The sequence below is a fragment of the Acidovorax sp. genome (assembly GCF_046339755.1).
Classification (GTDB): domain Bacteria; phylum Pseudomonadota; class Gammaproteobacteria; order Burkholderiales; family Burkholderiaceae_C; genus Acidovorax.
Genome location: NZ_JBKDTZ010000032.1, coordinates 1 through 21,587, shown reverse-complemented (window position 1 = coordinate 21,587; position 21,587 = coordinate 1). Strand labels below are relative to the sequence as shown.

The 21,587-nt window shown below is 66.2% G+C and carries 23 protein-coding genes; 11 read left to right on the top strand and 12 right to left on the bottom strand.

Features of this window, described 5'->3' with window-relative positions; all coding sequences use genetic code 11:
• The first annotated feature begins 711 nt into the window (after positions 1–711).
• Together ACK59X_RS02975 and ACK59X_RS02970 are read left to right on the top strand one after the other, a co-directional pair.
• On the top strand, positions 712–2,490 hold the full coding sequence (locus ACK59X_RS02975; RefSeq protein ID WP_409955048.1) for a methyl-accepting chemotaxis protein: 1,779 nt from the start codon (positions 712–714) through the stop codon (positions 2,488–2,490).
• 103 nt (positions 2,491–2,593) lie between these two features.
• The gene (locus ACK59X_RS02970; protein WP_409955046.1) at positions 2,594–2,815 is read left to right on the top strand and encodes a hypothetical protein; all 222 of its coding nucleotides are present in this window, start codon (positions 2,594–2,596) and stop codon (positions 2,813–2,815) included.
• 78 nt (positions 2,816–2,893) lie between these two features.
• Here ACK59X_RS02970 and ACK59X_RS02965 read toward each other — a convergent pair whose 3' ends face one another.
• Positions 2,894–3,391 (bottom strand): ferritin-like domain-containing protein, encoded by a 498-nt coding sequence (locus tag ACK59X_RS02965; protein WP_409955044.1) that lies wholly within the window; start codon positions 3,389–3,391, stop codon positions 2,894–2,896.
• Positions 3,392–3,622: 231 nt separating this feature from the next.
• Here ACK59X_RS02965 and ACK59X_RS02960 point away from each other — a divergent pair, with 231 nt between their 5' ends.
• From ACK59X_RS02960 to ACK59X_RS02945, 4 genes are read left to right on the top strand one after another with little or no spacing between them, the layout of a single operon-like run.
• Complete coding sequence (locus tag ACK59X_RS02960) at positions 3,623–4,570, top strand: TIGR03571 family LLM class oxidoreductase (protein WP_409955042.1); 948 nt, start codon at positions 3,623–3,625, stop codon at positions 4,568–4,570.
• Positions 4,571–4,627: 57 nt separating this feature from the next.
• Positions 4,628–4,846 carry a hypothetical protein gene (locus tag ACK59X_RS02955; RefSeq protein ID WP_409955040.1) on the top strand — a complete coding sequence of 73 codons (219 nt, stop codon included), beginning with the start codon at positions 4,628–4,630 and terminating at the stop codon, positions 4,844–4,846.
• Positions 4,843–5,355, top strand: coding sequence for a DUF1579 domain-containing protein (locus ACK59X_RS02950; RefSeq protein ID WP_409955038.1), 513 nt, complete (start codon positions 4,843–4,845; stop codon positions 5,353–5,355). Before ACK59X_RS02955 ends, ACK59X_RS02950 begins: the two co-directional genes overlap by 4 nt.
• 29 nt (positions 5,356–5,384) lie before the next feature.
• Complete coding sequence (locus ACK59X_RS02945) at positions 5,385–5,549, top strand: hypothetical protein (RefSeq protein ID WP_409955036.1); 165 nt, start codon at positions 5,385–5,387, stop codon at positions 5,547–5,549.
• Between the two features lie 21 nt (positions 5,550–5,570).
• On the opposite strand, the gene ACK59X_RS02940 is transcribed toward ACK59X_RS02945, so the two are convergent.
• A complete protein-coding gene (locus ACK59X_RS02940; RefSeq protein WP_409955034.1) occupies positions 5,571–6,173 on the bottom strand; it encodes a hypothetical protein in 603 nt (200 codons plus the stop codon).
• A 400-nt stretch (positions 6,174–6,573) separates the two neighbouring features.
• Here ACK59X_RS02940 and ACK59X_RS02935 point away from each other — a divergent pair, with 400 nt between their 5' ends.
• A complete protein-coding gene (locus ACK59X_RS02935; protein WP_409955032.1) occupies positions 6,574–6,960 on the top strand; it encodes a response regulator in 387 nt (128 codons plus the stop codon).
• Between the two features lie 360 nt (positions 6,961–7,320).
• Here the strand turns inward: ACK59X_RS02935 and ACK59X_RS02930 are convergent, their stop codons facing one another.
• From ACK59X_RS02930 to ACK59X_RS02920, 3 genes are all read right to left on the bottom strand, one after another.
• Positions 7,321–7,599 carry an RNA recognition motif domain-containing protein gene (locus ACK59X_RS02930; protein WP_409955030.1) on the bottom strand — a complete coding sequence of 93 codons (279 nt, stop codon included), beginning with the start codon at positions 7,597–7,599 and terminating at the stop codon, positions 7,321–7,323.
• Between the two features lie 231 nt (positions 7,600–7,830).
• A complete protein-coding gene (gene infA, locus ACK59X_RS02925) occupies positions 7,831–8,097 on the bottom strand; it encodes a translation initiation factor IF-1 (protein WP_409955029.1) in 267 nt (88 codons plus the stop codon).
• 31 nt (positions 8,098–8,128) lie between these two features.
• On the bottom strand, positions 8,129–8,344 hold the full coding sequence (locus ACK59X_RS02920) for a hypothetical protein (protein WP_409955027.1): 216 nt from the start codon (positions 8,342–8,344) through the stop codon (positions 8,129–8,131).
• 582 nt (positions 8,345–8,926) lie between these two features.
• On the opposite strand from ACK59X_RS02920, the gene ACK59X_RS02915 reads away from it, so the two are divergent.
• The 4 genes from ACK59X_RS02915 (at position 8,927) to ACK59X_RS02900 (ending at position 13,028) form a co-directional block, all read left to right on the top strand.
• Positions 8,927–9,070, top strand: a complete 144-nt coding sequence (locus ACK59X_RS02915; protein WP_409955026.1) for a hypothetical protein — start codon at positions 8,927–8,929, stop codon at positions 9,068–9,070.
• A gap of 35 nt (positions 9,071–9,105) precedes the next feature.
• On the top strand, positions 9,106–9,492 hold the full coding sequence (locus tag ACK59X_RS02910) for a DUF3253 domain-containing protein (protein WP_409955024.1): 387 nt from the start codon (positions 9,106–9,108) through the stop codon (positions 9,490–9,492).
• A 336-nt stretch (positions 9,493–9,828) separates the two neighbouring features.
• A complete protein-coding gene (locus ACK59X_RS02905; RefSeq protein ID WP_409955023.1) occupies positions 9,829–11,349 on the top strand; it encodes an ATPase domain-containing protein in 1,521 nt (506 codons plus the stop codon).
• A gap of 11 nt (positions 11,350–11,360) precedes the next feature.
• A complete protein-coding gene (locus ACK59X_RS02900) occupies positions 11,361–13,028 on the top strand; it encodes a response regulator (RefSeq protein WP_409955021.1) in 1,668 nt (555 codons plus the stop codon).
• Positions 13,029–13,190: 162 nt separating this feature from the next.
• Here ACK59X_RS02900 and ACK59X_RS02895 read toward each other — a convergent pair whose 3' ends face one another.
• From ACK59X_RS02895 to ACK59X_RS02865, 7 genes are all read right to left on the bottom strand, one after another.
• Positions 13,191–15,278: an ATP-binding protein gene (locus tag ACK59X_RS02895; protein WP_409955019.1), complete on the bottom strand. Its 2,088-nt coding sequence runs from the start codon at positions 15,276–15,278 to the stop codon at positions 13,191–13,193.
• Positions 15,279–15,556: 278 nt separating this feature from the next.
• A complete protein-coding gene (locus ACK59X_RS02890; RefSeq protein WP_409955017.1) occupies positions 15,557–18,184 on the bottom strand; it encodes a putative bifunctional diguanylate cyclase/phosphodiesterase in 2,628 nt (875 codons plus the stop codon).
• Positions 18,185–18,187: 3 nt separating this feature from the next.
• Positions 18,188–18,664 carry a prepilin-type cleavage/methylation domain-containing protein gene (locus ACK59X_RS02885; RefSeq protein WP_409955015.1) on the bottom strand — a complete coding sequence of 159 codons (477 nt, stop codon included), beginning with the start codon at positions 18,662–18,664 and terminating at the stop codon, positions 18,188–18,190.
• 194 nt (positions 18,665–18,858) lie between these two features.
• Entirely contained in the window at positions 18,859–19,470 is a 612-nt protein-coding gene (locus ACK59X_RS02880; protein WP_409955013.1) for a GAF domain-containing protein, read from the bottom strand.
• Positions 19,471–19,577: 107 nt separating this feature from the next.
• A complete protein-coding gene (locus ACK59X_RS02875) occupies positions 19,578–19,970 on the bottom strand; it encodes a hypothetical protein (RefSeq protein WP_409955012.1) in 393 nt (130 codons plus the stop codon).
• A gap of 26 nt (positions 19,971–19,996) precedes the next feature.
• Positions 19,997–20,479 carry a hypothetical protein gene (locus ACK59X_RS02870; RefSeq protein ID WP_409955010.1) on the bottom strand — a complete coding sequence of 161 codons (483 nt, stop codon included), beginning with the start codon at positions 20,477–20,479 and terminating at the stop codon, positions 19,997–19,999.
• A 135-nt stretch (positions 20,480–20,614) separates the two neighbouring features.
• On the bottom strand, positions 20,615–21,133 hold the full coding sequence (locus ACK59X_RS02865) for a DUF2059 domain-containing protein (protein ID WP_409955008.1): 519 nt from the start codon (positions 21,131–21,133) through the stop codon (positions 20,615–20,617).
• Positions 21,134–21,587: the final 454 nt, after the last annotated feature.

Genomic DNA, 21,587 nt, shown 5'->3' with positions numbered 1-21,587 from the left:
GCCAGGCCCTAAGACTGAATGGCAGCCATGGCACACGGGCCCGCACACGGCGCGGGGCGCGATGCCCGGCAAAAAATAGCCACCAGGGCCAGAACCTGCAGGACGCACGCAGCGCATGGCTGCGACTCCGCGCCAACGCGCAGGGCTGCGTGCCTCCCGCCGCCGGGAAAGAACACTGCTGCGCCGGCCCCCCTGCTCGCGGGATCCGCCGGCTCGCCGGGCAGCGCGGCCGTGCAAAGCCCCATAGCGCCGTGTATGGGAAAACGTGCGGCGCAAAACTGCCTGGGCATTGTTTTCTTGTTACATAAAAATCTCATTTGCTTGCATGCGATCACGATGGCGGCCAGTGCACCAGAACGCATGGCCTGCGAGCACACAGCACCGCTTTGTCCATTGAAGGTAAACGGTTGTTACAGAAAGTGATATACCGAAGTCATCAGGTATGACCCTGGCGAACCAGCCGAGGGTGCGCAATTGCACAGCGTCTGCAATGCAATTTGCCGGTATTCGAAAGCTTTCTTTCAGGTGGAACGAATCCACAGGAGTTGCGCATGAAAACCCCTCGCCAGCCCAAACCCCCTTGCGATGCGGGCGTGCACGCAGCCCTGCATCCGCCCCCCCGCACCGACCCCACCTGTTCGTGAAACCTGCCACCGTGCCACCATGGCATGCAGCCTGGCCACCTTGAAAATACCCTGAGAGAGAGACACCATGGACAAGATGAAAATCGCCACCCGGCTCACGCTCGCTTTCGCCGTGATGGTGCTGCTGCTGATTGCACTGGGCGCCATCAGCCTCTTGCGGTCGGCCCACCAAAGCGAAGAGCTGCACGACGTGGTCGACACGCGCATACCGATCACCAAGTCGCTCGGTGTTCTGGCGGACAGTGCGAATACCCAGGCGATCCAGTTTCGCAACCTGGTCCTTTTCAGTTCAGAGCCTATCGCCAAGTCAGCCGTGGACCAGATAACCGCCGCGCGGGCAGCCACGGCCGATCAATACAAGCTGCTGGATACGCTGATCTCCTCGCCCAAGGGCGAGGAAATACTGGCGCGCATGCTCAAGGCCCGGGCCGAGTTCCTCAAGGCCGGTGATGAGTTTGTCGCGCTGGCCCAGAAAGGCCAGAAGGATGAGGCGATCAAGCTGCTCGAAGAAAAGCTGCGCCCCGCCCAGCTCGACTACCAGAAGACGCTGCGCGAACAGGTGGAGTTCCAGGCCCAACTCACCACCGAAGCTGGCAAGGAGGCCGACTCGGCCGCATCGGCCCTGCAGCGCGACGTGCTGATTGCCGGTGTGGCAGCCATCGCGGTGGCGATCTTTCTGGCGTTTGCGATCATCCGCTCCATCACCCGCCCCCTGGCCCAGGCCGTGCAGGCCGCCGACCGCGTTGCCGCAGGCGACCTCAGTGGCGACATCGTCGTGCAATCCCAGGACGAGACCGGGCAACTGCTCAGCGCCCTGCAGCGCATGCAGCAAAGCCTGGTGACCACCGTGAGCACCGTGCGCGGCAACGCCGAAAGCGTGGCCTCGGCCAGCGCGCAGATCGCCTCGGGCAACAACGACCTGTCGGCGCGCACCGAGCAGCAGGCCTCGGCGCTGGAAGAGACCGCCGCCTCCATGGAAGAACTGGGTTCCACCGTGCGCCAGAACGCCGACAACGCACGCCAGGCCAACCAACTGGCCCTGAACGCCTCCACCGTGGCCGTGCAGGGCGGCGACGTGGTGGCCGAAGTGGTCGAGACCATGAAAGGCATCAACGCTAGCAGCAGCAAGATCGCCGACATCATCAGCGTCATCGACGGCATCGCCTTCCAGACCAACATCCTGGCCCTGAACGCAGCGGTGGAAGCGGCGCGCGCAGGAGAGCAAGGCCGGGGCTTTGCCGTGGTGGCCAGCGAAGTGCGCAGCCTGGCCGGGCGCAGCGCCGAAGCGGCCAAGGAAATCAAGAGCCTGATCACCGCCAGCGTGGAGCGGGTGGAGCAAGGCACGCAACTGGTGGACAAGGCAGGAGCCACCATGACCGAAGTGGTGGCGGTCATCCGGCGGGTGACGGACATCATGGGCGAGATCAGCGCGGCCAGCAGCGAGCAAAGCGCAGGCGTGGGCCAGGTGGGAGAGGCGGTCACGCAGATGGACCAGGCCACGCAGCAGAACGCGGCGCTGGTGGAAGAGATGGCGGCGGCGGCCAGCAGCCTGAACAGCCAGGCGGGCGAGCTGGTGAACGCGGTGGCGGTGTTCCGCCTGGCGGGCGACGGCAGCGGTGCAGGCAACTACCGCGCACCGGCACCAGCGCCAGCGGTGCGCAAGCCAATGGGCATGCCAGCACCGGCTGCGCGCGCGGCAGTATCGACCAAGCCGGCGGCCAAGAGCCCGGTGGCCAGCCGGCTGGCGGCGCCCAAGGGGCCCGCAGCGGCCAGCCCGGCAACGGCTGCACCCCAGGCGCCGGCCAAGGCAGCCGGGGGCGGGGATGAAGATTGGGAAAGCTTTTGAAAGCGCGGCCCTTGGACCCTTGCCGCCGGCCTGGACGCCGCCGGATCCCGCTGCCTGCCCTACAAGAACCCGGACTTCAACCTCGCCATCTGCGCCCAGCCCCTTGGACTGGGCGGAGCGCAGCCTGCCGCAGTCCTTTCCCACCGGCCAGCGGGTCGTGGCCGACCACACGGTCAATCTCCGCCACCGCGTCTACCCCGGCGGGCATACCCTGGGCACCAACGACCACGGCACACCGCACCTGATGTACCGGGGCCCTGCGACCGATGGGCAACTGGTGGACCTGGGAACATTGGCGGGCTGGGTGCAGGAAGCCAGGAATTGAGCCAGGCGTGGGTGCTGCCGCCACGACTGGCACGGCGGCAGGGGGCCGATCACGGCGCGGGGCCGGTCCTGGCGCGCATCACGGCTGCTGCACAGCCTCTTCGATGGCCACGGCCTGGCCGAGCTTGCCCAGCTTGTCGTCGGTGGCCTTTTCCTCGGCCAGAGAAGCCTGCAGCAGCGGCAGGGCCGGCGTGTAGCCGAGCTTGGTGGCCAGCGCGATCAACGTGGCATAGCTGGCGATCTCGTAGTGCTCCACTTTCTGCGCCGCGCCGATGAGCGCCACGTCGAGCACCGGGCCCTTGTCGATCTCGTCGATCAGGTCCTTGCCCTCCTCCACCAGGCCCTCCATCGCAGCGCACTTGATGCGCTTGAGCTTGAGGTTCAGGATCTCCACGATCTCGTCGATGCGCTCGACCTGACCACGGGTCTCCTCCAGGTGGTCCATGAAGGCCTGGGCCAGCTGCTGGTCGGCGGCGGCGCGCGCCATGCGCGGGAGCGAGCGGGTCATCTGCTTTTCGGCGCTGTAGGTGTCCGACAGTTCGTGCAGGAAAAGATCTTCGACGGTTTTCACGGCCATGGCAATGCTCCTTGGTGGGTTGGTTTGAAAACGCCATGGTGATTGCGGATCGATTGCCGCTTCGTCAGACAACGCCGGATCGCCGCGCACGCATGCGCTGATGCCCGGGAGCCTGTGGGCCCGCAGCCGCCGCGAGGCTGGCAAACAAGCAGGCGCCGGGCGACCTTGCCGGGCCGAGGTGTTTGGCCACCTTGCGCGCAGGCATCCGCCGATGGCCCTATCCTTCGCGCCATGTTGTCGTCTTCATTCAACGCCGGCCACGCGCAGGTCTTCCAGCCCGGGCGGCTCACGCTCGGATTCATGACGCCGTGGGGCCACGCAGCCGGCGCCATGGCCGACCTGCCCGAGGCCCTGCGCCTGGGCACGCTGGCCGACGAACTGGGCTTTGCCGCCCTGTGGGCACGCGATGTACCGCTGATGGTGCCCCAGGGCAGCGACAACACCGCCAGCGCGCTCGACGACCCCTTTCTCTGGCTGGCCGCGCTGGCCGCCGCCACCCACCGCATCGCCATCGGCGCGGCGGCCATCGTGCTGCCGCTGCGGCATCCGCTGCATGTGGCCAAGGCGGCGCTGTCGCTCGACCGCCTGAGCAACGGCCGCTTCATCCTGGGCATGGGCTCGGGCGACCGGCCCGAAGAATTCGCCTCCTTCGGCGAATCCCTGGACGCGCGCGGCGAGGCGTTCCGCGCACGCTGGCCACTGGTGCGTGCAGCCTTGTCGCCGGATGCGCAGGAGCGACAGGTGCTGCTCGATGCCACAGGCGGCTATGACCTGATGCTGCCACCCGCAGCACGCATCCCCATGGTCGTCGTGGGCTCGGCCCGGCAATCGTTGCAATGGACCGCTGCCAACGCCGATGCCTGGGCCAGCTACCACCGTGAAGAGGCGCGCCAGCAGGGCCGCATCCACCTGTGGCAACAGGCGCTGGAGCAGAAAGCCGGCGGCGAGCGCAAGCCCTTCATCCAGTCCGTGCAGCTCGATCTTTTGCCCGACCCGGCCGCACCCGCCACGCCCCTGGAACTGGGCCTGCGCACCGGGCGCAATGAACTGATCGCCTACCTCACGCGCATGCAGGCCATGGGCGTGGGGCAGGTGCGGTTCAACCTGGCGCAGGGCCACCTCCGCGCGCCGGCCGAGGTGCTGCGCGAGATAGGCGAGCAGGTGCTGCCCCGGCTGTAGCGACAAGGCGCCCCGGCGCTACGACCGCGGCAACATCTCCCCTGCGCTGCGCTTGTGATGGTCTACCAGAGAACCGACCCCGGTGACCCCGAGGGCTCGGCCATCGTCGGGCGCATCGTGGACCGCAAGACCGGTGCGCTGGTGGGCGAAGGCAAGCCTTTTGCCACGCGGGGCACCATGATCGCCGCTGCCGCGGCGCTGCCCGTGAGCACCACGCCGCTGGTCGCCTTGGTGGGTGGCTCGCAGCAGCTCTCGCTGGACGGGTTCGCGCTGTGAGCCGCCAGACATTCGAGGCCTCGCGGGCGAGCGGCGCGCACGCCCGGCTGGCGCGCATGGCGGGCCAGTGGGAGGGCCGCTTTCGCCCCTGGTTCGAGCCCGGCACGCCGGCCGAGGATTCGGTGCAGCGCGGCAGCATCCGCGTGCTGCTGGGCGGGCGCGTGCTGCTGCACGAGTACACGGGCCACTGCCGCGGCGAGCCCATGGAGGGCATGGCCCTCATCGCCCACCACCTGGACGAGCGCAGGTACGAATCGGCCTGGGCCGAGAGCTTTGGCACCGGCACCTCCATCATCTTCAGCACCGGCGACAGCGGCGACCCGCGCCTGTCGATGCTGGGAAGCTACAGCGAAGGCCCGGGCGGTACCCGCTGGGGCTGGCGCACGGTGATCGAGCAACTGGGCGACGACACGCTAGACCTGCGCATGTACAACATCGCCCCCGATGGCACCGAGGCCTTGGCCGTGGAGGTGAACTACCGCCGCGTGCCGGCTCGCCCCGAGGCGTGACAGCTCGCCCATTCCCCGGGACGCACGCCTTGAAACCCATGCACTATCTTTCTGCGGCCGGCATCCTCGTTACGCTGGGGCTGTACGTGGCCGGACAGCCGGAGGCCGCCGGCGTCGTACTGGTACTCGCCCTGGTGGTCGAGGTGATCGTCTCGGCCGTCACCGGAAAAAAGGGAAACGACTCCGAACGCTGAGCCCGGGCAACGCACCGGCGGTCAGTTGATGGCGGGCGCTGTCCAGACGGGGTTGAGCAACCGCTCCAGCCGGGCGTGCGTGGCCTCAATGTTGCGCAGCACCTTGTCGAGAATGAAGTCGTTCATCAGGATCTTGGAGCCGTTGGGCGCCTCGATGGCCTTGCCCTGGGAGATGGGCACCAGCGATTCGCGGAACGCCTTGTCCTTGGCCAGCACGTTGTCGGGCGGCAGCTTGCGCGCGCGCAGCATCTCCAGCCGGCTTTGCAGGGCCTGTTCGTAGCCGGGGTCCACCACGGGCTTGCGCTGCCGGATGCTGGCTTTCTGGCTGAGCACCTGGGCACGCTCGAACTCCAGGGAATTCTTGAGCACCACGGCCAGGCGCGCCATCGATGCCTGCGTATCCGGCTGTCCCACGCCGCTGTCGAACCCGGACCAGAAGTCACGGTGGACCTTCTCCGTCAGCACCGCATCCTCCTGGTACATGGACTGCAGGACAGCCTGGCGCTGCGCATCCAGCTCGGCCGCCAGCACGGCCCGTGGCGCGGCAAGCCCCGCAAGGCACGCCACCAGCAAGGCGGCCTGGGCCAGGTATCCCCGCAGGGATCGGAAATGTCGTCGCGTCATCATCATCAAGGCAAGCCCCTCGGACGGGGTGGGAGAGGTGGAAGAAATGCGGCCTTGGGGCGCCCCAGGCTGCAGGCGTTGATGGATGGTAACGCCGCTGGCCAGCGGCCTGCGTTGGAGGTTCGTTGAAGAAAGAAATCTGCCGAAATCGCTGCCAGGCCAGGCGCAAAGCACAGCCATGCCGGGTGGCATGGCGAGCATTTGCTGGCGGCGCATGGGGGCAGTCCGTCGGGATATTTATTCACCGACGGCATCTCTGGGTGGCGTCATGATGAAGTCTCCACAAAAACACCACCGTCCGGTATGGACTGTGTCGGCATGGGCACCTACAAGACAACTGGATGAATGCAGGCCCAATGGGTTCGATGGAACATCCTAACCCCGCATCTAGGTGAACCGGATGACCAAAGCCCCGTTGATCGCCATTCTCGTCGAAGATAGTCGAACCATACGCGATACGCTAGTCCCTGCATTGCGAGAATTGGGGCATACGCAAGTGGTGGCGTGGGCAACCACCTCCAAAGAGGCTGCGAATGCGCTGGCCGCATGGCACGGTCAATGGGAACTCATCATTGTCGATCTCTTTCTCGCCGCAGGCTCGGGGCTTGATGTGCTCAAGCAGGTACAAGCCAGGGAGCCAGGGCAGCATGCGATTGTCTTGAGCAACTACGCTACCGACGAGATGAGGCGCCAATGCACTGAGTTAGGTGCCGACGGCATTTTCGACAAGTCCACGGAGATCGACTTGTTTCTCGATCGCTGCATCTCCATCGGTGAAATGCGCTAAGGCGTGCTTGCTCGGAGACGGCATCAGCAACCGGATGCGGTGTATCGGCCGCTCTTCATAGAGGGAAATGGCAGCGACCGCAAGTGCAGGCAAGAGATCGGTCACCAGTCCGTTGGTCGACCACCTGCACCCCGCTGTTGCTGGCATATGTTGGTACCCGTCTGGGTCAATTGGAGCCGCCCCCCAAACCACTCCAGCCAAGAAAGTTTGACAAGGTCTTCAATTGCCGCCGTGTCGATCTCGTTGGCTCGCCGCTCCCGCAATAGGCCGGCGATGGCTGGAAGCGCAAGGCGGAGCGCATCCCGCCGTTCGAGTGAAAGTGGAGTGCCATTCACAGGGTGTCCCGCTTGGTCCGAAAACTTACCTGGTCAAGCCGCGGTCAGCACGAGGCGCCAACGGACGCGCAATGCTGACCGTCAACGCCCTTCCATCGATTGCCTTGCTATTGAGGCCTTCAATTGCACAAGCAGCCTCTTGTGCCGTGTCCATGACAACGAACCCGAAACCTTTTGATCTATCTGTGTCTCGCTCCATGCAAACCTCTGCCGAAACGACATGCCCATATGCAGAGAAGTGCAGCTTGAGGTCTTCACCTCCTGTGCTGTATGCCAGATTGCCAACGTAAAGCTTGTTGTTCATCAGTTCTCTCGGTTGCGCCTGTGGCGGCGCGAAAAGGTCAAGGAAACCAGGGCCTGTTCACAGGCCCCAGTGTCCTGGGTTGGAAGTTCGTCGAAGAAGAAATCTGCCGAAATCACTGCCAGGCTGGGCGCAACGCGAAGCCATGCCGGGTGCCATGGCGGGCATTTGCAACGACGCATGGCGGCGATTGTCGGGAGACTTGTTCAACGAATTTCGACCTCGGGACAGACCCTAGCGTTGAGGACGCGCGAATGGCGGTTGGCCGCCACCGTTGCGAGGCTCCAGATGCCTGAATACGACGCGTCCCTTGTTGAGGTCGTAGGGCGACATTTCAATCGTCACCTTGTCGCCTGCCAGGACGCGAATTCGGTGCTTGCGCATCTTTCCTCCCGAATAGCAGATCAGCATGTGGCCGTTGGTCAGGGTCACGCGGAAGCGGGAGTCGGGGAGGACTTCATCCACCTTGCCCTGCATTTCGATCAAGTCTTCTTTGGCCACGTAGCTCCTTCGATGGGATGGGTTCGGACTGTCAAACCAACTCGTTGCGTTGCACAAAAAGCCGGCCCTGCGCCAGGGCATACACGCCGGCCCGTGCGGCGCTGTCAAACAATGGAATGAAGCGAAATACTCTGTCGTGCATCCCGCGACGGATGGACACCGACGCGAGGAACTGGCCGCAGTCAGTGGCTTTGGTAATGGGCGTGACCAGATAGTGGCCTACGTGGTGGATGTTGGGTGATTGCATGGTGGTCGAGAACGCGCGCGGCATCGGACACGCGCTGACGAGCGCCTGTGCCTGGTACCTGGACTAATGGAAAGACCTGAAAAGGTCGGTGACGATCCGGCGAGCTGAAGTACGCGGACCGACGAGGGAGCTCGCCGAAGAAGATGTGCGTTCAGCGGCGACAAGGGTCGGCGGCTGATGCCTGTACGGCAGTTGAAACCGTGCGGTGACAATCAAGGTAGAAGCAACGAGCAGAACCTCTACCAACGCATACAGTGTACGGCATTTAGGCGAACCCTGGGTTACCCAGGGTTCGATCCGTCTTTGGCGGTGTCCATGGAGGCAGCGTCCGACACTGCCGGGGCCCAGGCTTTCCCAGCATGCCCTGACCAGTCCGCGCCCATGACTCCATGGGCTGCCAAGGAGGCTCGATCTCCAGCCGGTCGCAGGCCGGCTTGTGCGGAATGTCGTCAAACGCCTGCGCGGGCGAGCTCATTGCGCAGCGCGCGCACCACCTCCTGGCCCACATGCTCTCGCCCCGGCCTCCTACAGCAGCCCACTGCGCCGCAGCCGATGCTATGCGCTTTGATTTTGGAGACCCCCATGCGCAAGATGATCCTGATGGCGATTGCCGGCTACCTGTGGAAGAAATACAAGGCCCACAACAGCAGCGCCCGCGCCAATGCCCCCGGTGCCACCGACAGCGCGCCTGTTGCAGCCAAGGCAGCGCCAACCGCGCGGCCCTGAGCCCCGCCCCCCATCCCCTCACGCCCCGCCGACCCATGGACGCGCAGCACATCGAGCAGGCCATCCTGGCGCTGCTGGCCAAGCGGGCGCCGGGCAAGACCATCTGCCCCTCCGAAGTGGCACGGATGTTGGCGGCCGGCACTGGCCCGGCGCAGTGGCGGCTGCTGATGCCTGCCGTGCGCAACGCCGCCAACCGGCTGTCTGCGGCGGGGCGCTTGCAGGTCACCCAGCGCGGCAGCCCCGTTTGTGCGGCCAGTGCCGTGGGCCCAATACGTCTGGGCCATCCTGGTGTCCTTAGTTGCAAGTCCGTTGAAGAAAGAAATCTGCCGAAATCGCTGCCAGGCCAGGCGCAAAGCACGGCCATGCCCGGTGGCATGGCGAGCATTTGCAACGACGCATGGCGGCGATTGCCGGGTGATTGATCCAACGAATTTAGAACTCGAGACGCTCAGGGGATAGCGCCGCTTCGCCCCGCCAAGCGTGGGCGCAAACAGGCGTACCGCCAAGCCTTGCAGCGCATTGCCGTACAGCGTTCCGTCGCCACAATCCACGCATTTGACCGCCGCCACCAGCGCTGGTGCTGTGTAGGACATGCCCGCCCTCTCCCGACGAAATGGGCTGACTGCCTTTGGCAGGCCACGCATTCAAAATGCACACAGGCGTTGATGCGTTGCCCTCCAGAGGGTTGCAACATTCATTTCGTGGCATCAAGGCCCCATAAGCCCACGCCCTTGCGGCGGGCCACCGAAAGGACCCATTTGCCAAAAGCTCACAGCCCCTCCCCTTCTGCCACACCAGGCATTGCCTCGACCGGGATTGCCGGGCTCGACGACGTGCTGTCTGGAGGCCTGCCCACGCGCCACCTGTTCCTGGTCGAAGGCAGCCCGGGCACGGGCAAGACCACCCTGGCGCTGCAGTTCCTGCTGGAGGGCCGCGCCCAGGGCGAGCGGGGGCTGTACGTGACCTTGTCGGAAACCGCACAGGAGCTGGCCCAGGTCGCCCAGTCGCACGGTTGGTCTCTTGAAGGCATCGAAATCTTCGATCTGCTGAGCGATGAAGGCCTGAGCGAAGAGGCCGAGCAGACCATCCTCCACCCGTCCGAAGTCGAGCTGGGCGAAACCACCCGCGAAGTGATGCGCCTGGTGGACGAACTTCGGCCGGACCGTGTGGCCTTCGACAGCCTGTCGGAACTGCGCCTGCTGGCCCAGAGCCCGCTGCGGTACCGGCGGCAGATACTCGCTCTCAAGCGCTTCTTTGCACAGATCGGTTGCACCGTGCTCATGCTCGACGACAAGACTTCGGGCGAAGGTGATCAGCAGTTGCACAGCATTGCGCACGGTGTGATTCACCTGAACCAGAACTCCAACACCTACGGCCCCGACAAGCGGCAGCTGCGCGTGGTGAAGCTGCGAGGCATCAAGTTTCGCAGCGGCGACCACGACTTCAACCTCGACCGGGGCGGCCTGGAGGTGTTTCCCCGCCTGTCTGCAGGGGAGCACGGCGGCCGCTTCGACCATGCGCCGGTGTCCACGGGCATGCCGGCGTTCGACGAGATGCTGGGTGGGGGCCTTTCCCCAGGCAGCAACCTGCTGCTCGCCGGCCCTGCCGGCGTGGGCAAGACCACCACCGCCACCAGCTGCGCCGTGGCCGCCATGCGCCGGGGCGAGCGGGTGGCCTTCTACCTGTTCGACGAGGGCCTGCATTCGCTGCGCCAGCGCTCGCGTTGCCTGGGGCTCGATATCGACCCGTTCATCGCCAGTGGCCAGTTGCTGATCCGATCGTTCGACCCGGCTGAGGTCTCACCCGGCCAGTTCGCGCAGGCGGTGCGCGATGCAGTGGAAACCGACCGGGTGGGCATGGTGGTGCTGGACAGCCTGAACTCCTACATGCAGGCCATGCCGGGCGGCCAGTACCTGCTGCTGCAGATGCACGAGTTGCTGGCCTACCTGAACCTCAAGGGCGCGGTCACGCTCATCATCCTGTCGCTGCACGGCACCGTGGGAGAGATGAAGAGCGATATCGATCTGAGCTACCTGAGCGATGCCATGGTGCAGTACCGCTTCTTCGAAGCGCGTGGCGAGGTGCTCAAGGCCATCTCGGTCATCAAGAGCCGCACCATGGAGCACCAGACCTCCATTCGCGAGTTCCGCCTGGGCGCCCGCGGCATCGAGATCGGCAAGCCCCTGTCGGACTTCCACGGCATACTCGTGGGAGCCGCCCGGTACACCGGCCACCAGCCCCTGCTGGGCGATGGCGACACAGACCAACCGGGTTCCTGAGGGTGCCGTCAATGGAGAGCCGAGTTCTCATTCTGGCACCTTACGGGCGCGATGCAAAAGTCATCGAGTCGGTGGTTTGCGGCGATGGCGTGCGCTGTGTGCTGTGCCCTGACGCACCCGCCTTGCTGGCCGAGCTGGAGGTGGCAGCGGCTACCGCCATCCTCACCGAAGAAGTGCTGGCCGGGGGCCTGGGCGACCAGTTGCGCGACTACCTGGCCCGGCAACCCGCGTGGTCCGATTTTCCATTCGTGGTGCTGGCCACGCGCCAGGCCAGCCGGCGCTCGCAGCGGGCAAGGGCCTCGCTGCAGGAACTGGGCAACCTGGTGATCCTGGAGCGCCCCGTCAACCCCGAGACGCTGGTGAGCGCGGTGCGCTCCGCAATGCGCGCGCGCAAGCGCCAATACACCACGCGGCAGCACCTGTCGGACATAGAGGCGGCCAAGCACACCGTGGAGCGGCTCAACGCCGAGCTGGAAACCCGAATCGCCGCCCGCACCAACGACCTGGCCAGCGCCAACGACCGGCTCATGCGCGAGATCGCAGACCGCGAGCGCATCCAGTCCAAGGTGGTGCAGGGCCAGAAGCTGGAGGCCATCGGCCGGCTGACCGGTGGCATCGCGCACGACTTCAACAACCTATTGCACGCCGTCAACCTGAACCTGCAGTTCATCATCCGGCTAGCCACGGAAAAGCGCCTGTCCGACTACGCGCGCCGGGCCAAGGCCTCTGTGGACCGCGGCGCCCGGCTGACCGCACAGCTTCTGTCCTTTGCGCGCGCCCAAAGCCTGCTGCCCCGGCTGCACGATGTGAACGCCATGGTGCTGAACCTGCAGGAGCTGATCGAGGTGTCGGTCGGAGCCAAGGTGCAGGTGCAGCTGGACCTGTGCGAGGACCCCACCTGGGCACGGCTCGATGGGGCGCAGCTCGAAATGGCCCTGCTCAACATGGCCGTCAACTCGCGCGATGCCATGCCCGAAGGCGGCAAGCTGACCATCCGCACCCGCCTGGAGGAGACAGCCCGCGGCGGTCAGGTGGTGCAGATCAGCGTGCAGGACACGGGCTGCGGCATCCCCGAGACACTGCAGGCCAAGGTGTTCGATCCCTTCTTCACCACCAAGCCCGATGGCGAAGGCACGGGGCTGGGGCTCAGCCAGGTCTATGGCTTCGCCCACCAGTCGGGCGGCAACGTGGAGATCCACAGCGCCGAGGGCAAGGGCACCACCGTGACCCTGCGCTTCGCACAGGCCCGGCATGTGCACGAAGGCGACGGAATCGACACGCAGGCCAGCCCGCCCGGCAGCTCCACCCCCGCAGCCCGCACCGAGGTGCTGGTGGTGGAAGACGACGATGCCGTGCGCCAGGGCATCGCCGAAGGGCTGCGGCTGCTCAGCTACAGCGTGCGCGAGGCCAGCGATGGAGAAAGCGGCCTGCGCGAACTGCGCCGCCGCATGCCCGACCTGCTGATGGCAGACTACCTCATGCCCGGCATGAACGGCGCCGAGTTCGTCGCCGCAGCTCGCCAGCTGTATCCCCAGATTCCCGTGCTCATGGCCACCGGCTATGCCGACATGGCCGAGGTGGAGCGCCTGGTGGGCGTGCAATCGGTGCTCAGGAAGCCCTTCGACCTGGAAACCCTGAGCACCGCCGTGGACGCCGAGCTGGCGCGTGCGCGGGGCTGACAGGGATTGGCCCGGCAGGCGGGTGGTGCTTCCAGGCGCACGCCATGCGCCCCGGTGCGCCGAGGCCTGCGCCATGCTTGCCAACGACCGTTGTGCCGTGCGTGCGACGCCATGGGGAGCCGTGCCGCCAGCGGCACTGCCGGGCATTCACGCACAGCCGATTCATCCGCTTCGGTGGGCTGAGGCCGCAAACTTGCCAATGGCGGCATGCAGCATCTGCGGCGTGCAGGGCTTGGGCAGCACGTCAAACCCCAGCTGCGAGATGCGGGCCAGTTGCTCTGCATAGCCCGTCATCAGCAGAACCCGCTGCGCAGGCCATTTTTCACGGATGAGCCGTGCCAGGCCCTCGCCGTTGAGCGTGCCGGGCATCATCACGTCCGACAGCACCAGATCGGGCTGCTGGCCTTCCTCCATCAGGCGGGCGGCCTTGTCGGCGCGATCCACCCGGGTGACATTGCAGCCCAGCGACTGCAACAGCGGCACCAGGGATTCGGCCACCTCGTCGTTGTCTTCCACCAACAGCAGGCGCATGCCCAGCGGTTTGAGCGGGGCGTCTGGGGCAGGCTCGTTCGCAGTGGCCTGGGCAGCGGTGCTGGGCAGGTACAGGCTGACCTGGGTGCCCTTGCCGACATCGCTGGAGATCTCTGCATACCCCCCCACTCCCTGGCAGAAACCATACACCTGGCTGAGTCCCAGGCCCGTACCCTCGCCCAGGGGCTTGGGGGTGAAAAAGGGTTCAAAGACCTTGTCCAGATCGGCCTGCGCAATGCCACTGCCTGTGTCTGACACTTCGATCACCACCATCCTGGTGTCTTCCCGCTGCGGCCCCAGGGGCCGTGGCCCGGCATTGCGAACATGGATGGACAGCGCGCCGCCTGTGGGCATCGCGTCGCGCGCATTGATGCTCAGGTTGAGCAGCGCCAACTCCAGCTCGCTCATGTCCAGGAACACGGGCGCGGTGTCGGGCTGCACCTGCACATCCAGGCGCACACGGCTGCCCAGGACTGGAGCGATGAGATCCCGGATGGCCGGGAGCTTGTCCTGCAGCCGCACGTACTCGGCCACCAGGGGCTGGCGCCGTGAGAAGGCGAGCAACTGGCGCGTGAGATTGGTGGCCGACTTGACAGCCCGGGCGCTGGACTCGATCTGCTGGAGGCCCGCCTGCGACACCGAGCGCTTGAGCAGGTGCAGGTTGTTGCTGATCACCATCAGGGCGTTGTTGAAGTCGTGCGCCACGCCACCGGTCAGCCGGCCCAGCGCCTCCAGCTTCTGTGCCTGGCGCAGCGCCTCCTCTGCCCGCTGGCGGCTTTCGGTTTCCCTCTCCAGGTCCTGCAAGGTGCTGTGTGCAGCGCGGGCGCTTCGCAGCGCCGCCCTGGCCGTGACAACCAGGGCGGCCACCGGCAGCGCCCCCATTGCGAACAGCAGCGCCAGCTGCTGTAACAACTCGCGCAGCGGCACGTTCAGGCGCATCGCGGTGGCCACGTACAAAGGATAGCCGCCGACCTTGCGGTAGGCGATGATGCGCTCCTGCTGGTCAATCGACGAGATGCCTTGAAGGCGCGCAGAGTCCTCGCCAGCCCGCACGCGCTGCATCACCGGCGCGTCGGGCTGCAGCTTGCCCGAGGGGGTGGCGCCCTGGGCCCACCGGGTGTACACCTCGCCATCCCCCCGGAACAGCGTGACCGCCAGGTTGGGCTCGTCGGCCACCAGGTCGCCATATAATTCGTGGAAGTAGGACGTGAGCAAGGCCACGTTGATGACCCCGCCAAACTGGCCCGCGTCGTCCTTGAAGGCGACGCTGGCATTCAGGACTCTTTCGTTGGAAGTCCTGGTCACAAGCGGCTTGGACAGATGCACACCAGGGCGGCCCTGCAAGTGGTACTGAAAATACTCGCCGTCGAAGAAGTCCACCCGGGGGAAGGGGAACAGGCGGCTGCTGGCAATCGGCCGACCCTGGGCATCCAGGATGAGGATGGACTGGATCTGGGGCTGGTCCACACTGCGCTTGCGCAGCTCTTCATGCAGGAATGCCTCGATGCTGCGCAGGGCCTGTGGATTCTTGCCATCGACCAGGGAAAAAGCCTTCTCCATGACCGCCTCGGACGTGGCCATGACCTTGGAAGCATGCTCATGCGCCACGCGCAGGGAGCGCGACACGCGGGCATCGGTTTCATCCGTGGCACGCAAGAACCCGACGACCCCGAAGATGGCGTAGATCGCCAGGGGCACCGCCACGCTCAGGAACGCCATCACGCGAAGCCAGCGTACCGACTCTGCTGCCTCTCTGGAGCCGCTACCGTCTGCTCTTGTCTGGGTCCACATGGGTTGTTCCTGGTAAGCGGTTCAATGAAATTCCACCGGCGACCGCCCCTGCTGCCTTGCAATGCAGGGCGGGGACAAGCGCGGCGCAACGCACGCACCAGGCAGAAATCCGCGCAATGCATGCGGGGGCTCTGAGCCCATCGCTACCAATCGGTATAAATAATAACTTAAAAGTCTTACCCACCACTGGCGTATGGAACACGGGCCTACCGTGCGCCTGAAGGCGCAGAGGCGGCGCGCCCACCGCCCGTCCAACGCTGCGCAAGCTCGGCAGCCGTCTGTGGCTTGCCATAGAGATAGCCCTGCAACTCGTTCACCTCTAGCGCCTGCAGCAAGTCGGCCTGCATCTCGCTTTCAACCCCTTCGGCCACCACGCGTTTGTCCAGCGCCTTGGCCAGGGCCACGATGGCGGTGGCAATGGCCAGTGCGGGGCGCTCCACGCCAAAGGCAAACACAAAGCTCTTGTCGATCTTGAGCGTGTCAAACGGCAGGCGGTTCAGGTAGCGCATGGCCGAGTAACCCACGCCGAAATCGTCCAGTGCGATCGCCACGCCCTGCGCGCGCAAGGCCGCCAGGCGCGTTACGGCGGCATCCACGTCCTGGATCAGCGCGCCCTCGGTGATCTCCAGCTCCAGCTCTCCGGGGTTGATGCAGAACTCGTCGAGCAGTACCTGCAGCGTTGCCGGAAAGGCCGGGTCGGCCAGCTGCAGGGGAGAGAGGTTCACCGACAGGTGGCGCACGGGCACCTGCGGATCGTCGCGCCACAGCGCAAACTGCTGCAGCGCCTGGCGCAGCGCCCACAGGCCCAGCTCGAGGATGAAGCCGGACTCCTCGGCCATGGGGATGAAGGTGTCGGGCGAGACCAGCCCCTTGTCCGGATGGCGCCAGCGCAGCAACGCCTCGACTGAAGCCACCTGCCGATCGCGCGCGCCCACGCGCGGCTGGTACACCACGAACATCTGCTGCGCTGCCAGCGCGTGGCGCAGGTCGTGGCGCAGCACCAGCCGCTCGGCCTGATCGGCAGCCAGCGCGGGCGCGAACTCCACCAGCAGATTGCGGCCCGCGGCCTTGGCGGTGTACATGGCCAGGTCGGCGTGCCTGAGCAGCTCCTCCTGCGCAGACCCGTGCGCGGGAAACTGCGCCATGCCCAGGCTGGCGCCCAGGTTCAGCAGGCGCGGCGGCACGCTGTAGGGCAGGCGCACGGCCTGCATGGCGGATTCGATGGCGGACCTGAAGGCCCCCTGCGCGTCCACGGGCAGCACGAAAACGAACTCGTCCCCTGCCGGCCGGGCCATGGCCCACGCGCGGGCACCGACGCTGTGGCGCAGGCGGTCTGCCACCTCGCGCAGCACGCAGTCGCCTACCTGGTGGCCATAGGCATCGTTGATTTCCTTGAAGCCATCGAGGTCCATGTAGACCACGGCAAACGGCGGCGCCGTGTTCTGATCCGCACGGGCCTGGGTCAACCGCTCGATGGCTTCAAACAGGCCGAGCCGGTTGAGCAGGCCTGTCAGGCTGTCGTGCGTGGCGCGCTCGCGCAACTGCTGTTCGTGTTGCTCGGAGTGCAGCGCCACGGCCAGCCGCTGGCGAAAGGCGCCCAGCTCACGCTCGGCCCGCCCCAGGGTTGGCGGCTGCTGTGACAGGCGCAGCCAGACGCGCTGGCTGCGGGTCTGCGCCACCGGCAGGTCGTGGCAGGGACCGGGAGCGCCAGCGGGATCCACCAGGTCGGCGCTGGTCTCCCCTTGCTGCAGCGTGCCATCCGGCGCCAGCGACAGCAGCCACGGCCTGGCCGCGCCTGCCGGCCATTGCACCACGCCCAACGCATGGTGACCGGCCCGGGCCTGCAGGTGCTCCAGCATCAGGCGCACCACCTCGGCGAAGGGCTGCTGCCCGATGATGGCTTGGTCCATCTGCGCGAGCACGCGAAACAGCGCCAGGTCGCGCCCCACCTCTTCGGTCATGGCGTTGAAGGAGTCAGCCAGGTCGGTGAACTCGTTGCGCTGGCCTTCGATCTTCACCTGGCGCGTGAAGTCGCCACGCAGCACGGCGCGGGTACCCGAGGTCAGGGCATCGAGCGGCCGGGTCAGCCTGCGCAGCACCACCGAGCTGCTCACCAGCGCCAGCAGAAAGGCGATGCCCGCTACATTTCCCACCAGGGCTGCCACGCCGATCGGCAGGTAGCGCCGCACGTCGGGCTGCAAGGTGGTGGTGATGGTCCAGGCCGGCGCATCGAAATACGGCGTGAAGAAGATCTCGCGCTGCGTGCGCACCGCATGGGGGGTCTGCGCCTCCACTCCCTGGCAGAAGGGCACGCTCAGCTGCGGCCCCGAAAAGCAGATCCGGTGCGTGCCCGACTGCGCGTTCTCCCACAGGTAGTCGGCGTTGAACCGGCCGCGCACCACGGCGCCGGCCACCGGCACGACCAGCTCGACCGTAGGCGCGCCACCGGGTTGCGCAGCACCGACGATGTGCAGCGCGCTCCTGCCTACCGGCACAGGCGCCTGCGGCTGCGGCGGGGGCTGACGCTCCACGCTGGCGAAGACGCTCCCGAGCCGGTTGTCCAGCGCCACGGGCCCGGCGCCGTCTATCTCGGGCAACCCGTGCACAAGCAGCAGGCTCTCGGCGGCGCGCAGCCGGTCGATGACGTGGATGCCCACCGCCTTGGCCAGCTCGCTGCTCAGTTGTGCGCCGGACTGCTGCACGACATACTCGGTAAGCTGGTAAGCCAGCAGCGAAATAGCCCCCACAGGCACCGCCACCAGCACGAAGAAGGTGGCCAGCAGCTGCCGCCCCACTCGGCTTTGCAGGATGGCGTGGGCCGCATTCAGGCGCATTCGTCAATAATCCTGGGCCACACCGATGAAGCCCCCGTTGTTGGCGCGGATGATGTCGTCGCGGCTGGCCTTTGCGGTCAGGGGTGTCTGGCTCTTGCCGTCAGGGCCCATGCTGTACAGGTCGTAGTCGCTATTGAGCGGGTGCAACGACTTGTCCTTGCGCTTGTCGCCTACCTTGGCACCGTCCATGGACAGGTAGCGGTACGGGTTTCCCCAGGGGTCAAGCCGGTTGTCGGGCAGATCGGCCAGGCTCGCCGGAAACGTGTTCTTTAACTCCAGATAGCGGTCCAGCTTGGCACTGATCTCCAAGATGTCCTTCTTGGCAGCGGCAATCTTCGCACGCTCCTTGTAGGCCGTGTAGCTGGGCATAGCCACAGCCGACAGCAGCCCGATCACCGTGACCGAGATCAATAACTCCAGCAGCGTCACCCCCAGGGCACGCAGGGCCCGCTGGCGGTGGCTGGTCCATTGGGTATTCATGGCCTAAAAACTTTAACCAAAGTAGCACCCGAGGCGCAGCTGTCCTCGCTGACGCGCGGCACATGCCAGCGAACCGACGTGCTGGTCTCTGTGACATTTTGTTTCATGCCGCATGATATGCCAAGCCCCCGACCGACGGCGTAGGACGGCGGCGCAACGGCAGCTGGAGCGGCAACGATCCCGATCTGGGCTGATCAGGTGCCCAACAAGCCCGTGGCCTGCATCGCCGCGCTGGCAAAGTTGGTGATGACCCGCAGCACGCGCAGGTCCTCGCGGTCGAACTGCTGGTGGTCATGGTGCACCACCCACACCGTGCCCACAGCCACGCTGCCCTTGAAGAAAGGCACCAGCAGCACCTCGCGCGCAGGCGCATGCATTTCCTTGATGTAAGGGAACGCCTTGATCGGCTCGCGCATCAGGATCGCCTCGCCGCGCGCCACCACCGCCCCGCAGGGGCTGAAATTGCGCGGCATGGTGCCGTTGACGTAGCGGCTGTACTCGCCGGCCGTGGCGATCCAGCGGAACACCGGCTCGGGCTCGCCCTGCTCCAGCGACACCCCCGCCGATGCCGCCCCGGTGAGCTCCATCGCCACATCCGCCAGCGCTTGCGCCATGTCGCGCGGGCGCGTCGCCAGCACCTCCACCAGCCGCGCCATGGCGACGCTCTCGGCCTCGTAATCGGCCGGAAAGCCCGGTCGCGTGGCCATCTGCCGGCTGACGTCGACCTCGCCCAGGATGTCGCTGGGGCAGGCGGGAAGGTTCTCGGCTTCATCCATGGGGGTTGCCGTGTTCAGGTTGGAATGCATCCATGCACTCTAGGCCCGAAGACCGCGACTTTTCAAGTCTCTTTTTGCCACCCCGAGTGCACAGGCGCATCCGGCAGCATGGCAGGCCCGTGCAGACATGCGCCGGCTCACCCCGGCACAAACAGCATCTGCCCGCCCTGCGCCGGCCGGTAGGCAAAGCGGCCCGTCAGCACCACCTTGCCGCCCACGCGCGCAGTCCAGTTGTAGTCGCCCACGCGGGTGCCGGCGTTGCCGAAATCGCTGGGGTAGTGCACGGTGCCTGCGCGCTCGCCATCGCTCCGGGGCGCGGCCGTGGCCTTTGTGGTCTGGCCGCCGGGCATGGTCACGGTGAACTCCACCGGCGCCTGCCGGGTTGCCATCTTGTCGCTCACGCTCAGCGCAATGGCCGGGCGCGCGGAATACAGCACGCTCGCCGTCTGCGCCAGCGCGGGCGTACCGGCGGCCAACAGCACCGCCGTGGCAAGCGCCAGCCGGCGCGGGCAAAAATGAATCGGCTCCATCGAATGCTCCTTTTTTCCGGAATCGGTCAATCGCCGCATGCCACTGTGCGCAGATTGGGCACCGAGGCCGGCTCCCACGGCGCGCGGCCAATCGTGGTGCCGCCGCCCCAGCCGTATTCGAAGCGCTCGCCAGCACCGGCGGTGGAACCGAAGGCGCTGATGCGGCCCTTGCCCACGTCGAAGCCCCAGGCCTGCTGCAGCCGCTCGATCTGGAGCCGGGTACCCGGCGGCAGCGTGCGCACCAGCTGCATGCCATGAAAGCCGTCGTTGACGGCATTGCGCGGGTGTGCGGCCAGCACCAGCGCCTTGGCATCGCGCACGGCGTACAGGCCGGCCTCCTGCACCAGCACCACCTGCGCCGGGGCGCGCAGGGGCAGGCAACCGCTCGCCGACAGCTCATGCCTGCCCTGGCAACCGACCAGCGCGGCCATGCAGGGCAGCAGCGTCCACACCAGCCGGCGCACGGCTGGCCAAGTGGGCGACGAATGGAGCGCAGCCGCTTTTGCCATGCGTGCACTGTGCCGCAGCCCGCACTCCGGCCGGGTAGGACAAGGCGCCTCCCTGGCTGTGTGCGATGACCGCAGGGCCTGGCACAGCCCACGGCGGCTGCGCCACGGGCCATCAGCGCATGCCGCAGCGGCGGATCAGCGCTTTGCGGGCACCGGCTGCAGATCCTTCATCAGCCCGGCGAGCAGCACGCCCGTGCGGGCCTGACCTTCGCTGTTCATCCATGCCGAGAAGGCCGAGGCGGCGGCCTTGTTGGCGGCCACCTCCTTCTGGCCGATGGGGGACTCGTAGTGCTTGAGGATCTCGCGCAGGTCGCTGACCGACAGATCGGCGCCATAGCTGGCCACCCATTTCGCGGCCAGTTCCTTGCCCGAGAACATCTGCGCGCAGCGCTGCACGAACCGGTCGAACGCGGCCTTTTGCGCATCGCTCGCCTCACCACCGCTCTGGCCCACAATGTCGCCCAGCAGCTTGGCGCCATAGCCTTTCAAGGACTCGCGCTGGTCGGCCAGCTGCTGCTCGAACTGGGCCTGGACACCCTGCGCGAGGGCGATCTTCTGCACCAGCTCCTGCCGGGTTTCCTGGGCAAAGGCCGTCGGCATGCCGGCACAGATCAGGGTGGCAACAGCGAAGTGGACAAGGCGATGGTGGTGCATGGTTCGTTCTCCGAGGGACATACGACAAACAAAAGGCGCCCGTGATCGGAGCCCAGCGAATGTATCCCGCCGACGCGGTCGTTTCGGTTCGAGCGCGCCCTCCCCCCCGAATGGGTGAGCTTGTTCCAGCCGGCACAGAGCCCACACCTGGTGAAGGAACATCAGTGCATGCCTGCGCTCCCCCCCCGGCCACATCCGAGGGATTGCCATATGCGGCGACTGGCAGCAATGGCATGGGCGACGGCATTGGCAGGAATGGCCGCAACCATCCCTCTGCACTCCCGTGGAGCCTGCTGGTGTCCTGAGTTGGAAGTTCGTTGTAGAATGAAATCTGCCGAAATCGCTGCCAGGCCAGGCGCATAGCACAGCCTTGCCGGGTGGCATGGCGCGCCGGTGCAACGGCGCTTGGCGGCGATTGCCGGGAGCGTTGCTCCCGGACGGTCGCTCCCGGGAC

What these genes read in the sequence shown, in the direction of transcription:
- ACK59X_RS02975 (WP_409955048.1), top strand. Translation starts at nt 712, where the DNA reads ATGGACAAGATGAAAATCGCCACCCGGCTCACGCTCGCTTTCGCCGTG.
- ACK59X_RS02965 (WP_409955044.1), bottom strand. Translation starts at nt 3,391, where the DNA reads ATGGCCGTGAAAACCGTCGAAGATCTTTTCCTGCACGAACTGTCGGAC.
- ACK59X_RS02960 (WP_409955042.1), top strand. Translation starts at nt 3,623, where the DNA reads ATGTTGTCGTCTTCATTCAACGCCGGCCACGCGCAGGTCTTCCAGCCC.
- ACK59X_RS02955 (WP_409955040.1), top strand. Translation starts at nt 4,628, where the DNA reads ATGGTCTACCAGAGAACCGACCCCGGTGACCCCGAGGGCTCGGCCATC.
- ACK59X_RS02940 (WP_409955034.1), bottom strand. Translation starts at nt 6,173, where the DNA reads ATGACGCGACGACATTTCCGATCCCTGCGGGGATACCTGGCCCAGGCC.
- ACK59X_RS02935 (WP_409955032.1), top strand. Translation starts at nt 6,574, where the DNA reads ATGACCAAAGCCCCGTTGATCGCCATTCTCGTCGAAGATAGTCGAACC.
- ACK59X_RS02930 (WP_409955030.1), bottom strand. Translation starts at nt 7,599, where the DNA reads ATGAACAACAAGCTTTACGTTGGCAATCTGGCATACAGCACAGGAGGT.
- ACK59X_RS02920 (WP_409955027.1), bottom strand. Translation starts at nt 8,344, where the DNA reads ATGCAATCACCCAACATCCACCACGTAGGCCACTATCTGGTCACGCCC.
- ACK59X_RS02915 (WP_409955026.1), top strand. Translation starts at nt 8,927, where the DNA reads ATGCGCAAGATGATCCTGATGGCGATTGCCGGCTACCTGTGGAAGAAA.
- ACK59X_RS02910 (WP_409955024.1), top strand. Translation starts at nt 9,106, where the DNA reads ATGGACGCGCAGCACATCGAGCAGGCCATCCTGGCGCTGCTGGCCAAG.
- ACK59X_RS02900 (WP_409955021.1), top strand. Translation starts at nt 11,361, where the DNA reads ATGGAGAGCCGAGTTCTCATTCTGGCACCTTACGGGCGCGATGCAAAA.
- ACK59X_RS02895 (WP_409955019.1), bottom strand. Translation starts at nt 15,278, where the DNA reads ATGGCGTTCCTGAGCGTGGCGGTGCCCCTGGCGATCTACGCCATCTTC.
- ACK59X_RS02890 (WP_409955017.1), bottom strand. Translation starts at nt 18,184, where the DNA reads ATGCGCCTGAATGCGGCCCACGCCATCCTGCAAAGCCGAGTGGGGCGG.
- ACK59X_RS02885 (WP_409955015.1), bottom strand. Translation starts at nt 18,664, where the DNA reads ATGAATACCCAATGGACCAGCCACCGCCAGCGGGCCCTGCGTGCCCTG.
- ACK59X_RS02880 (WP_409955013.1), bottom strand. Translation starts at nt 19,470, where the DNA reads ATGCATTCCAACCTGAACACGGCAACCCCCATGGATGAAGCCGAGAAC.
- ACK59X_RS02875 (WP_409955012.1), bottom strand. Translation starts at nt 19,970, where the DNA reads ATGGAGCCGATTCATTTTTGCCCGCGCCGGCTGGCGCTTGCCACGGCG.
- ACK59X_RS02870 (WP_409955010.1), bottom strand. Translation starts at nt 20,479, where the DNA reads ATGGCAAAAGCGGCTGCGCTCCATTCGTCGCCCACTTGGCCAGCCGTG.
- ACK59X_RS02865 (WP_409955008.1), bottom strand. Translation starts at nt 21,133, where the DNA reads ATGCACCACCATCGCCTTGTCCACTTCGCTGTTGCCACCCTGATCTGT.